The sequence below is a fragment of the Chitinophagales bacterium genome (genome assembly GCA_020636495.1).
Classification (GTDB): domain Bacteria; phylum Bacteroidota; class Bacteroidia; order Chitinophagales; family Chitinophagaceae; genus UBA5543.
Map to the genome: position 1 here is coordinate 1,790,595 of JACJXQ010000008.1, position 14,210 is coordinate 1,804,804.

6 protein-coding genes are annotated in these 14,210 nt (G+C 42.2%); 4 read left to right on the top strand and 2 right to left on the bottom strand.

All coding sequences use genetic code 11. The annotated features are described in order from the left end of the window. Positions 1-271 precede the first annotated feature (271 nt). Complete coding sequence (locus tag H6550_07785; GenBank protein ID MCB9046025.1) at positions 272-1,207, bottom strand: hypothetical protein; 936 nt, start codon at positions 1,205-1,207, stop codon at positions 272-274. A gap of 77 nt (positions 1,208-1,284) precedes the next feature. Further along, the gene (locus H6550_07790) at positions 1,285-1,494 is read right to left on the bottom strand and encodes a hypothetical protein (GenBank protein ID MCB9046026.1); all 210 of its coding nucleotides are present in this window, start codon (positions 1,492-1,494) and stop codon (positions 1,285-1,287) included. Between the two features lie 323 nt (positions 1,495-1,817). Here H6550_07790 and H6550_07795 point away from each other — a divergent pair, with 323 nt between their 5' ends. The 4 genes from H6550_07795 (at position 1,818) to rpoC (ending at position 14,132) form a co-directional block, all read left to right on the top strand. Next, positions 1,818-4,877, top strand: coding sequence for a histidine kinase (locus tag H6550_07795; protein MCB9046027.1), 3,060 nt, complete (start codon positions 1,818-1,820; stop codon positions 4,875-4,877). Further along, positions 4,867-5,601, top strand: a complete 735-nt coding sequence (locus H6550_07800) for a response regulator transcription factor (GenBank protein MCB9046028.1) — start codon at positions 4,867-4,869, stop codon at positions 5,599-5,601. The genes H6550_07795 and H6550_07800 overlap by 11 nt, the downstream gene beginning before the upstream one ends. Positions 5,602-5,934: 333 nt before the next feature. Continuing rightward, positions 5,935-9,747: a DNA-directed RNA polymerase subunit beta gene (gene rpoB, locus H6550_07805; GenBank protein ID MCB9046029.1), complete on the top strand. Its 3,813-nt coding sequence runs from the start codon at positions 5,935-5,937 to the stop codon at positions 9,745-9,747. 62 nt (positions 9,748-9,809) lie between these two features. Further along, the gene (gene rpoC, locus H6550_07810; protein MCB9046030.1) at positions 9,810-14,132 is read left to right on the top strand and encodes a DNA-directed RNA polymerase subunit beta'; all 4,323 of its coding nucleotides are present in this window, start codon (positions 9,810-9,812) and stop codon (positions 14,130-14,132) included. The last annotated feature ends 78 nt before the right edge of the window (positions 14,133-14,210 follow it).

Genomic DNA, 14,210 nt, shown 5'->3' on the forward strand with positions numbered 1-14,210 from the left:
ACTAATGCGTAGACACTGATCAAAGTAACGGTAATCCAATTTGTCTTTGCTTGTGTATGTTTCAGCGGTAATTTATAAGACATATCCAGATACTTTCTCTTAATGTTTTGATGTTCTAAATCCCTTTCAGAGCAGCCAAACTGTTATAATAACGTTAAAGGTTTTGGTTTATTGTATACTGAAGGAATAAATTTTTTAAAACAAATATCAAGCCAATGTATGTTTTTTGTGCCGGGTATTATGAAAAATTAAGATTGTATAACGGGTTGTTTTACTGCTTTTTATCTTCTAGCCATTTTTCAATCTCACCCTGGTTCATGTTGATATACGTACTTCGGGCCTCTACCCATCCATCGTTGATCCAATAAATAGCAGGCAGGCTCAGGCCAGATAGCTCTACAAAGTCTCTGCCTAAGAGCATGGTATGAGGTATTTCTTCCGCATTGGTTTTCTCCCAGAAAGGTTTCAGATCTACAGAATCTCCATTTAATACAAAAAACATTGATATGTCAGGGTTGTCGCGGTGCATAAGTTGCATTTTTAATGCCGCCATTTTGCAGTGTGGGCAAGTAAGGCTCATGAAGGCTATGATGTGTTTACCTTTTCTTAATTCAATTTCAGGTTCCGGGCGTTTATCCGATTCGTACAGTGCTGACAGATCCAGCTCATATTTATCTTCATTAAGGAATGAAGGTTTGGTGCCGGGTATCGGGAATACAAATAGCGGTACAGTTGTGATAATGACAAGGCCAATGATGCTGACATATTTAGCCCATTTTTTGCTAATACCGCTATGATACTTATGTAACAGAACTAGTATGATGATCATAGCGGCGTTCTTAAGTAGTGACGAAGACGGACTCATCCATATAGCATCACCAAAACATCCGCAGTTAACATTATTACCTACGCTTACCCACAAGTAAAGTAGGTAAATGCTGAACATGGCCAGTATCAACAGTGATAATTTTAACACCCATTTCTCTCCTCCAAACAGGTTAAATACTAGCAGGGTACCCAAAGCTGCCTCTAATCCAACCAATATCCTGGACGATAATGCTGCCAACCACCAGGGCATATGTACAAACTCTACAAGCGTGTACTCGAATGTTTGTATCGGAAAAAGTTTGGAGTAGGCAGAATATAAAAAAAGAGCGCCCAGCAGTGCAGAAAGTATTGAAAAGGATATTGTCTTGATCAGTTGCATATCGTGTTGCAAATATAGATATAAAATCAAGGGGCGTATCTTATGATACGCCCCTTACATAAAGTTATGAAATAAAATTATTTCAATTTGCAACTTCCGCCTGCAGAAGTCCATGTAACGTTTGAAGCGTCACAGCTGGTTTTTGCCAGTGCTTTAGTTGTTTTAGGATAAGTGTACGGAGTAACTGTACCGTTTGAGTCTGTGCACTCGCAAGTGAAATCTTTTTTACAAGATGTAAAAGCGATTGCTAATAATGCTACAGCTGCAATTGGGGCAAACTTTTTCATAAGTATGATTTTTTTTAGTTTATGAACAAATATAATATCAAGAAATTAATATTTATAGTATGTTAGGGTTATTTTTTTAATGTATATCAGTAACCTAACGACACAAAGGTAATTGCAATATTTTCCTGATATATACCGTTTGGGCGGTAATTATGTATCAGTGCCAGCACGGATATATGTCATTGCATGAGAAATATATACGCACATAATATCCGGATATCTTTAGATTTAGATAGCATCATTATCATAGTCCTGGCTCTATGTTTATTCTAATTAAGTAGTTTAGCTCATCTAACTGATAATTTACTGGATTGAGCCAGGGTATGGGTACTCGTCTGAAAAAAAATAATGTTCGATTTATAAGCATATTATCAGGCTTTCTGCTGGTATGCATAGTTGTTTGCGATGTTTTGGCACAGCAAGGCGCTGTGCTGCATATAGATAGTAAGAACGGACTAACCACCGATCATGTTTATTTTACTAAGAAAGACAGGTTAGGCTATTTGTGGATAGGCACACCTGATGGTCTGTACAGGTATAATGGATATGAGCTGAAAAGATACGGTTATGGAGACGGTTTGGTCAGTGTGGATGTGTGGAGTATGGCAGAAGATAGTATGGGACGGCTATGGTTATATACCATTGCGCCCGGTATCGGATATATCCAGAATAACAAGTACCGGAAAGTAACGGTCGCTAAATATAATGAAGATAAGATTATTTATCCCGCGGATCTGACAGAGTTGGGAGATAGTGTGGTGCTGTCAAACCGTACCCATTCCAATAATGGAGATTTTGACCTGGGGGTCATACATAATGATACATTTCATTGGGCAACGTACCGGATGAGATCAGGAGGGGTGGCCTCAGAGATTGTTGGTAATAAAGTGCTTGTTTGTATCGATCCACATAATGCCATACTAACGAATATCAGAGATCTGCTGAAAGGCAAGGGTAGTGGTGAGCAGAGAATTGTAGATTCTCAGCTTGTCAGGTCGTTATCGTGGTCATTTGTTAAGTTGAATTTTAATAATTACATATTCTTTTTTGACCCGGCTGATAGTTGTGTGAGCTATTATGATATAAGCAATAACAATGTTATTAATACCTGTTTACCGGACAGTACACCAAGGCTTATTTATGGTGTTCCATACAAAGATTCCTGTTACATATTTGCCGGAGAAAGTATTTATGTGATTGATACCAGCCTGAAGATCAGGCATAGTTATCTTCTGGGTGATATGTTCCCGGGAATGTCTTTAAATCCTGCATATAGTACTTGTTTTATCTACGATCCCGACTGGGGAGCATGCTTGACAACGTCTGACAAAGGCTTGTTTTTGAGGGCCAACAGCAAGAACCTGATCAAAAGAGAGCTTATAGATCTTGTAGGTTTTAAATTACTGGGCTCAGAGGATGGTATCGGCTATTGGTGGAGCGAAAAAGAACATGAGTTGAAAATCTTGAAAGAAAACAATGTTGTTGATTCCCGACAGTATAATAAGTTGACAAGGGTTCACGGCATAAAAAAAATAAATCATGACATGAGCCTGCTTTTGACGAGTAGTAGTACGATGGTCCGATTTGCGGGGGAGCTGGTGCCAGCAACAAAATTATTCGTACATAACACGTATAATGGCAAAGTGTCAGAAGGGTATCATGAAGAGTGGTTGCAGATAAGGTACATGATAGATTGCGTCCCGGTAGATAGCAATACATTCTACGAGGTGACTGGTGGTAGTCTTGGGTTGAACAGGGTCGTATTCAATACAAGGGATAGCAGTGTGAATATTGTCAATATAGACAGGATAAGATACGAGTCAGGCTATTACAACCAGAAGTTGAAAATGGCGGTATTTTACAATAAAAATAAATTATTGTTTGTGTGGGAAGACAGTCTGGAACGCATGTCGGTAAATAGCGAAATGCTGGGGCTGTATGGGATTAGAGGAATTGAAAAGGTTGTCTTAGATGATTATGGAAACCTGTTTGTCAAGGATTATAACAGCCTTAAAGTTTTTAATATTTATACTAACAGTTACCGCTCACTTTTTGAAAACCTGGTTCTTGAAAAGACAAAATTTGATCTGACTGGCGACTTGTTATCAATGGCCGGACCATTTGGAGTGCTTAGGTGCCGGGTTACAGGTCCGTCAACAATAACAAATGTTGCTAATTATCCCAATACCAAAAACTTATACTATTCTTCTGTTACTGATGCTCAATTTTCAACAGAAGGTGTGCTAATGAAAACGGACAAGGGGGTATATTATGTTAGTACAGGCAGTACACCCCCTCTGGATATTGAAGGTTCTTCAACATACCTTTTGTATCATAACGACACCCTGTACAAATTTAATAATGCTGACACCATCCTGGTCAGCCCCAATACAAATGCACTAAAGCTGGACCTGATCCGGCCTTCCGGCTCTGGGAAATGGGGTAGCTATTATATGTTTAACGACAAAGTATATACGAACACTGACAACAAAATATATGTCAGGGATCTCGAAGTTGATAGCTACCATGATGTGTCGGTTACTTTTTTTGATGGTTCATGGGTAAGCAAACCGGTAAATATCGTTATTTATGTTCAACCTCAATGGTGGCAGACAACAGAAACTAAACTGGTAGCGGTGATTATCAGTTTTATGTTATTGATAGGTCTGGCGTATTTTATTATTTTGGTTACCAGGCGTGTTGTAAACAAGAACAACGAGCGGAAGAATCTGCAAAGCAGCCTTGAGCTAAAGTCTATTTACTCGCAGATTAACCCTCATTTTATTTTCAATAGTTTGAGTACTGCTCTTTACCACATTAACAGGAATGAAAACGAGCAGGCATTTAACCATATCAGCCAGTTTTCCGAGTTGCTACAAGCCTATATTAAATCCTCGCGGAATAAATATATTTCCATTGCTGACGAGGTTGAGAATATTGAAAATTATATTCAGTTACAATTGTCCCGCTTTGAAGGCAAATTTGATTATAATATAATAATTGACAAGGCTATAGACCCTGACCATGTTAAGATACCGTCGTTGATATTACAACCGATAGTTGAAAATGCGCTGAATCATGGCATTTTTCACAAAGACGGGCAAGGATTTCTGGCGTTGTCTTTTTCACTGGAAGGCAAGAACAGTTCGGTATTGGTTATACAGGTAGAAGATGATGGAGTAGGAAGACAAAGATCCAAAAAACTCAGGTCCTCGTTGATCAAAAAAGCAGACTCTTACGGCAATATTCTTATAAAAGAACTCGTTGATGTTTTTAATAAGTACGAGAAGATACACATTGACATTGAGTATCTAGACAAGCAGGAACCTCAGACAGGGACTATCGTTAAAATAAAAATCACGAACTTTGAATATGCCCGGTAGTATCACATGTGTGATCGTTGACGATGAAGTTAAGGCAGGTCAGTTGCTTGCTGATATGTTATTGCAACTGTATCCTGAGATCTGCTTATTAGGTGTATATAACACATGGGATTCAGCACTTGCCGGTATCAGGGCCAATAAGCCGAATGTTTTGTTTCTGGATATATCAATGCCGGAGAAGACTGGGTTTGAGCTTTTGGAGTTATTACCTGAAAACCAAAGCGAAGTGATTTTTGTGACGGCGCACCCTGAGTTTGCATTGGACGCATTTAATTTTGATGTCTGTGATTATATATTGAAACCGGCCAGCCACAAAAAGTTACTCAATAGCGTTTCAAGAGCTATAAAACGACTGGAGAATAAAGGACTGATACAAAAAGAGAGTAACCATGGGGCACTTAGTTCAAAAATTGGTGTTCCCGATCAGTCCGGAGTTAAGTATATAAATGTCGACGATATTTTGTTCCTCGAATCGGTAAACGGCTGTGCCAAAGTTGTAATGAAAGAAGGTCATATAGTCAGCTCTTATCACTTAAGCAGGTTTTATGAAGTTTTAAACAAAAGGAGCTTTGTGCAGGTACACCGTTCTTATATAGTAAATGTTGCTCATGTTACCCGCTACGACTCGTCCGGAACTGTAATTATGGACAATGATATCTCTATACCCGTTTCAAGGAACCATAAGGATAATTTTTTAAAGATAATTGGGAAGGTGACAAAATAACCGGCTACACATGTTGAATGTGTTAATGTGTATGAGGCTAATAAGGTGATGCATTAATATAATAGATGCCGGACATATTAAATGTAATAAATTACATTTATGGCATTTTGTTTGTATGTGTTAAAAGTATTTTTCCACTATTATGATTTTTGGAATATTTTTTGATAGTTTCCGCCATTCTGCCTATATTTGCATCCCTTTTCGGGAACAAGCTTGTGCACAATAACTTTTTGATCAAATTTTGTTAATACAGATAAGTTACCTGTACTGAAAGCGTTAGCTTTTGGAACGGGCATTTTTTGTTTGTAAAAAACGGGATTATATACCAATATTATGGCAGTACCACAAAAAAGAACCGCATCCGGCCGCATCAATTTTGGTGAAATACATGATGTTGCCGACACTCCGGATCTACTCGCAATTCAGCTCGGATCTTTCCAGGACTTTTTCCAATTAGAAACCACGCCGGATAAGCGTAACAATGAAGGCTTATTCCGTGTATTCAAGGAGAATTTTCCCATTACGGACACCCGTAACATATTCGTGCTCGAATTCCTGGATTACTTTATCGACCCCCCAAGGTACAAGATAGAGGAGTGTATGGAGCGTGGCCTTACATATTCAGTGCCTTTGAAGGCCAAATTGCGCCTGAGTTGTAATGATGAAGAGCACGTTGATTTTGAAACTATCGTTCAGGATGTGTTCCTGGGTAATATCCCATACATGACCCCTCGCGGTACGTTTGTAATAAATGGTGCTGAAAGGGTAGTAGTATCTCAGTTGCACCGTTCTCCGGGCGTATTCTTTGGTCAGAGTGTTCACCCGAATGGCACTAAGATATACAGTGCAAGGGTTATACCTTTCAAAGGTGCGTGGATGGAGTTCGCTACAGACATCAATAATGTTATGTATGCGTACATCGACCGTAAGAAAAAATTCCCTGTAACAACGCTGTTACGTTCCATAGGCTACGAAACGGATAAAGACATACTGGAATTGTTTGGTATGGCTGATGAGGTGAAGGTAGACAAGAAAGCACTGGCAGAAAATGTTGGCCGCAGGTTGGCTGCACGCGTACTGCGCAGCTGGACTGAGGACTTCGTTGATGAAGATACCGGTGAAGTGGTAACGATTGAGCGTAACGAAGTAGTGTTGGACCGTGATAATGTGCTGGATGAGGAGAACATCGAAATGATACTGGATATGGGTATCGATACAGTCTTCCTGCAGAAGGAAGAAGTAAGCGGCGACTTCTCTATTATATACAATACATTGAACAAGGACACTTCTAACTCTGAATTGGAAGCAGTTCAACACATCTATCGCCAGTTGCGCGGTTCTGATGCACCGGATGATGAAACAGCTCGTGGTATCATCGAGAAACTGTTCTTCAGCGATAAGCGTTACGATCTGGGCGAAGTTGGTCGTTACAAGATCAACCGCAAATTGGGCCTGGAGATAGATCTGAACAAGAAAGTTTTAAGCAAAGAAGATATCATCTCTATTATTAAATACCTGGTGCGTTTGACCAATGGTAAGGCAGAGATCGATGATATTGACCACCTGAGCAACCGTCGTGTACGTACGGTAGGCGAACAATTGTTTGCCCAGTTTGGCGTAGGTCTGGCACGTATGGCACGTACTATCCGTGAGCGTATGAACGTTCGCGATAACGAGGTGTTCACGCCGATCGACCTGATCAATGCTCGTACATTATCTTCTGTTATTAACTCGTTCTTCGGAACATCTCAGTTGTCTCAGTTCTTAGACCAGACCAACCCGCTGTCTGAGATCACGCATAAGCGTCGTATCTCTGCACTCGGACCCGGTGGTCTGAGCCGTGAACGTGCAGGTTTCGAGGTACGTGACGTACACTACAGCCACTATGGTCGTTTGTGTACTATTGAAACTCCGGAAGGTCCGAACATTGGTCTGATATCTACGCTTTGCGTACACGCCAAGATAAACGATATGGGCTTTATCGAAACACCATACCGTAAAGTAAAAGAAGGTAAAGTAAACCTGAAAACTTCTCAATACCTGAGTGCTGAGGAGGAAGACGATGCTAAGATCGCACAGGCCAACGTGCCACTGGATGATAAAGGAAACTTTATTGACGATAAGATACGTTCAAGGCAGACAGGTGACTTCCCGATACTGGAAAAAGAAGAAGTAGAATACATGGATGTGGCTCCGAACCAGATTGTTGGTTTGAGTGCCTCTCTGATCCCGTTCCTGGAGCACGATGATGCCAACCGTGCGCTGATGGGATCGAACATGCAACGCCAGGCTGTACCGCTGATATTGCCGCAGGTGCCGATAGTAGGTACCGGCCTTGAAGCTAAGGCAGCACGCGATGCACGTATACAGATACACGCTGAAGGTAATGGCATTGTTGAGTATGTAGATGCTAATGAGATCCACGTACGTTATGAGCGTGATGAGAAACAGCGCCTGGTGTCATTTGAAGATGATCTGAAAGTATATACATTAACTAAGTATAAGAAAACCAACCAGAGCACGAGTATCACCCTGAGGCCTTGCGTTCGCAAAAATCAGAAGGTGAAAGAAGGTGACTTCCTGACCGAAGGTTATGCAACCAAAGATGGTGAGCTGGCACTGGGACGTAACCTGAAAGTAGCATTTATGCCATGGAAAGGTTACAACTTCGAGGATGCGATAGTAATAAGTGAGCGCGTGGTACGTAACGACTTGTTTACATCAATACACATCGATGAGTATGAACTGGAAGTGCGTGATACTAAACTGGGTGAAGAAGAGCTGACACCGGATATACCTAACGTATCAGAAGAGGCTACAAAAGACCTGGATGAAAATGGTATCATCCGTATTGGTGCACACGTAGGCGAAGGTGATATTCTGATAGGTAAGATCACTCCTAAAGGAGAAACAGATCCTACGCCTGAAGAAAAACTGCTGCGTGCCATATTTGGTGATAAGGCCGGTGATGCAAAAGATGCGTCACTGAAAGCTTCGAGCGGTACAGAAGGTGTGGTTATAGATAAGAAACTGTTCCAGCGTGTGAAGAAAGACAAGAACGCAAAAGTTCGTGAAAAAGCGGCACTGGAAAATATAGAGAAAGTACACGATAAGAACCTGGGTGAACTGCTGAACCTGCTGATAGACAAGCTGATGGTATTGTTGAAGAACAAGAACTCAGCCGGTGTTACCAACAACTTTGGTGAGCTGCTGATCAGCAAAGGTGGTAAGTTCAACTCTAAGACTTTAGGTTCTATCGACTTCATGAACGTTAACCCTCTGGGTTGGACAGGTGAAGAAGATACTGATGAGCAGATCAACCTGCTGTTGCACAACTACAACATCAAATACAACGAAGAACTGGGACGTTACAAGCGTGAGAAGTTCAACCTGAGTATAGGTGATGAGTTGCCAACAGGCGTGTTGAAACTGGCTAAAGTTTACCTGGCCAGCAAACGCAAGCTGAAAGTAGGTGATAAGATGGCGGGTCGTCACGGTAACAAAGGTATCGTTGCCAAAATAGTACGTGATGAGGATATGCCATTCCTGGAAGACGGAACTCCGGTTGATATATGTCTGAACCCGCTTGGTGTACCTTCGAGGATGAACCTGGGCCAGATCTACGAGACCATATTAGGATGGGCAGGTGAGAAGCTGAACGAAAGGTTTGCTACACCGATATTTGACGGTGCTTCAGTAAGCCAGATCAACGAGGCTATCAAGAACGCCAACCTGCCTGATTACTGCCATACTTACCTGTATGATGGTGAAACAGGGGAGCGTTTCGACCAGAAAGCAACTGTTGGTATCATATATATCATCAAGCTGCACCACCTTGTAGACGACAAGATGCACGCACGTTCTATCGGACCATACAGTCTCATTACGCAACAACCATTGGGTGGTAAAGCTCAATTCGGTGGTCAGCGTTTTGGTGAGATGGAGGTATGGGCACTGGAAGCATATGGTGCGTCTAACATACTGCAGGAACTGCTGACTTTGAAATCAGATGATATCATAGGCAGGGCTAAAACTTACGAAGCCATAGTTAAAGGAGACAACATACCTAAAACGGGTATTCCTGAATCATTTAACGTATTGGTGAACGAGCTGCGTGGTCTGGGTCTGGAATTGAAATTTGACTAAGAACACACGGACAAGGTTATTAGGTAAAGAACATTATTAAAAAATTAAAGACCGTTTTATATATGGCTATTAAAAAAGAAAACCGACCAAAAGCAGGGTTTAGCAGGATAACGATAAGTCTTGCTTCTCCTGATACGATCCTGGATCGTTCATATGGTGAAGTTTTAAAGCCTGAAACTATTAACTACCGTACATACAAACCTGAGCGTGATGGTTTGTTCTGCGAGAAGATATTCGGGCCTGTAAAGGATTATGAATGCTATTGCGGTAAGTACAAGCGTATCCGTTATAAGGGTATCGTCTGCGACCGTTGCGGCGTAGAAGTAACTGAAAAGAAAGTACGTCGTGAGCGTATGGGACACATCAAGCTGGTGGTGCCTATCGTACACATATGGTACTTCAAGAGCCTGCCTAACAAGATAGGTTACCTGTTGGGTACCAGCTCTAAAAAACTGGAAAGTATCGTTTATTATGAGCGTTATACAGTAGTTCAGGCCGGTGAAGCTGAAGAGCTGATCCGCCAGAAACTGAACCTGAAGGATTCTGAGAAAACAGACCTTCAACTGTTGACGGAAGATGAATACCTGGAGATATTGGAATCTATCTCTCCTGATAATCATTACCTGCCTGACGATGATCCGAACAAGTTCATCGCTAAGATGGGTGCCGATGCGGTACATGCATTGCTGAGCCGTATAGACCTTGACCAATTGTCTTACGACCTTCGTAACGCAGCAGCTACAGAAACTTCTCAACAACGTAAGCAAGAAGCATTGAAGCGTTTGAGTGTTGTTGAAGCTTTCCGTGATGCCAATACAAGGGTAGAGAATAGGCTTGAGTGGACTGTTATGCAGTACATTCCTGTTATTCCACCTGAACTTCGCCCACTTGTTCCGTTGGATGGTGGACGTTTCGCATCTTCCGATTTGAACGACCTTTACCGTCGTGTGATCATACGTAACAACCGTTTGAAGCGCCTTATAGAGATCAAAGCTCCTGAGGTGATTCTTCGTAACGAGAAGCGTATGTTGCAAGAAGCGGTTGACTCGTTGTTCGATAACAGCCGTAAGTCCAACGCCGTTAAAGCAGAAGGTGGCCGTGCATTGAAATCACTTTCGGATGTACTGAAAGGTAAGCAAGGTCGTTTCCGTCAAAACTTGTTGGGTAAGCGTGTTGACTACTCGGGTCGTTCGGTGATCGTTGTAGGTCCTGAAATGAGACTACACGAGTGTGGTATACCTAAAGACATGGCGGCTGAATTGTTTAAGCCGTTTATCATACGCAAGCTGATAGAGAGGGGTATAGTAAAAACAGTGAAGAGTGCGAAGAAGCTTGTTGAGCGCAAAGAAGCAGTGGTATGGGATATCCTTGAAAATGTACTGAAAGGACACCCTGTAATGCTTAACCGTGCTCCTACACTACACAGATTGTCAATACAGGCATTCCAGCCTAAACTGATAGAAGGTAAAGCTATTCGTCTTCACCCATTGGTATGTACCGCATTCAACGCGGATTTCGATGGTGACCAGATGGCGGTACACGTACCTTTGAGCAGTGCGGCGATATTGGAAGCTCAATTGTTGATGCTTGCTTCTCACAACATTCTTAACCCTCAGAACGGTACGCCGATCACCCTTCCTTCTCAGGACATGGTATTGGGTCTGTACTACATCACCAAGGCTAAGAAGACTGAAGGTGATATGAAGGTGAAAGGTGAGGGTATGGCATTCTACAGTCCTGAAGAAGTGATTATAGCACACAACGAAGGACGAGTTGATCTTCACGCAGTGATTAGAGTGAAAGTAGACGTTAGAACCAAAGAAGGCATCAAAAACCAGTTGATAGAAACAACCGTTGGTCGTGTAATATTCAACCAGTTCGTACCAAAAGAAACAGGATATGTGAACGCGGTACTTACGAAGAAGTCACTTCGTGAGATCATCGGTGATATCTTGAAATTCTCAGGTATACCTGCAACCGTTGACTTCCTTGATAACATCAAGAAGCTTGGTTTCACAATGGCCTTCAAAGGTGGTTTGTCGTTCAATATCGAAGATTTGAACGTACCTAACATTAAGGAAGAGTTGGTGATTTCAGCTCAAGCCGAAGTGGATGAGGTTTGGGACAACTATAACATGGGTCTTATCACGAACAACGAACGTTACAACCAGATAATCGATATCTGGTCACGTGTTGATACTCGTGTTACAGAAACATTGATACAAGAGATGGCCAGCGATAAGCAAGGTTTCAACTCTGTATACATGATGCTTGATTCAGGTGCGAGGGGTTCTAAACAACAGGTTAAGCAGCTGGCAGGTTTGAGGGGTCTGATGGCGAAACCACGTCGTTCGGGTTCTAGCGGTTCTGAGATCATTGAAAACCCGATCCTTTCAAACTTCAAAATAGGTTTGAACGTATTGGAGTACTTCATCTCTACACACGGTGCGCGTAAAGGTCTTGCGGATACGGCCCTTAAAACGGCGGATGCGGGTTATTTGACTCGTCGTCTTGTGGATGTTGCTCAAGATGTTGTTATCAACGAAGAAGATTGTGGAACACTACGTGGTATCGCAACTTCTGCATTGAAAGACAATGAAGAAATAGTAGAACCATTATACGATAGGATTTTAGGACGTACATCTCTACACGATGTGTTCGATCCAATTACCGAAGAGTTGTTGGTGGAAGCAGGTGCTGAGATAACAGTTGATGTTGCCAAAGCAATCGAAGAAAGTGCAATTGAAGCGGTTGAGATACGTTCTGTATTGACTTGTGAGAGTCGTCGTGGTGTGTGTGCGAAGTGTTATGGTAAGAACCTTGCAACAGGTAACATGACTCAGAAAGGTGACTCAGTTGGTATTATAGCTGCACAATCGATCGGTGAGCCGGGTACACAGCTTACACTACGTACGTTCCACGTGGGTGGTGTTGCGGGTTCTTCTGCAATTGAATCCAACTTGATGGCTAAGTTCGACGGTACTGCGCAGTTCGACGGACTTCGTACCACCAAGTACACCAATATGGAAGGTGAAGAAGTTGTGGTTGTAATCGGTCGTACAGGTGAACTTCGTGTGATAGATGTAGAGAACGACAGGTTGTTGAATACACACAACATCCCTTACGGTTCTCATCTGAAGATCAAGAACGGTCAGAAGTTGAAGAAAGGTGATATCATCTGTACATGGGATCCGTTCAACGCCGTTATCGTATCTGAAATAAACGGTAAGATCAAATTTGACAACGTAATTGAAGGTGTTACTTATCGCGAAGAGGCTGACGAACAGACAGGTCACCGTGAGAAAGTGGTTATCGAAACAAAAGATAAAACCAAGATACCTTCACTTATAGTAATAAGTGATAAGGAGGAGAAATCTTACAACCTTCCGGTAGGTTCACACATCATCATCAAAGAAGGTGACGGAGTGACCAGTGGTCAGGTATTGGTTAAGATTCCTCGTGTGATGGGTCGTAGCCGAGATATCACGGGTGGTCTTCCACGTGTAACCGAATTGTTCGAAGCTCGTAACCCGAGCAACCCTGCTATCGTATCTGCAATAGATGGTGTTGTATCGTTCGGTAACATCAAGCGTGGTAACCGCGAGATAATCGTAGAAAGTAAAGATGAAGTTGTAAGAAAGTACTTGGTGCCCCTTACTCGTCACATCATGGTTCAAGACGGTGACTTCGTGAAAGCGGGTACGTCACTTTCTGACGGAGCCATTACTCCTTCGGATATCTTGAATATTAAAGGACCTTTCGCAGTACAAGAATATCTTGTGAATGAGATACAGGAAGTATATCGCTTACAGGGTGTGAAGATAAACGATAAGCACATTGAGGTTATCGTTCGTCAGATGATGCGTAAAGTAACAATAGTAGATCCGGGAGATACCAAGTTCCTTGAAGACGATACGGTTGATAAGTTCGAATTCATGGAAGAGAACGACTGGATATTCGACAAGAAGGTTGTTACAGAAGCAGGTGATTCGGAGGACTTGCATCCGGGCCAGATAACCACACTTCGCGAAATACGTGAAGAAAACAGTGCTCTGCGCCGTGCCGATAAGAAACTGGTGGAATACCGCGACGCACAACCTGCCACTTCGGCTCCGTTGTTGTTGGGTATCACCAAGGCTTCCCTTGGTACACGTAGCTGGATATCTGCCGCGTCATTCCAGGAAACAACGAAAGTGCTTTCTCAAGCATCCATCAACGGTAAGTCGGACAACTTGATGGGACTGAAAGAAAATGTTATCACGGGTAACTTGATACCTGCAGGTACCGGTATGCGCGACTACGATGATATCATTGTTGGTTCTAAAGAAGAGTTTGAACTGCTGATGGCTAACCGCGATGTTCTGCAGTTTGACGAAGAAGAATAAGACGAACAACAATAAACAGATAGATTTAGAAAAAGCTGCTCATATGAGCAGCTTTTTCTTGTTTGAGCGTAATTGCTT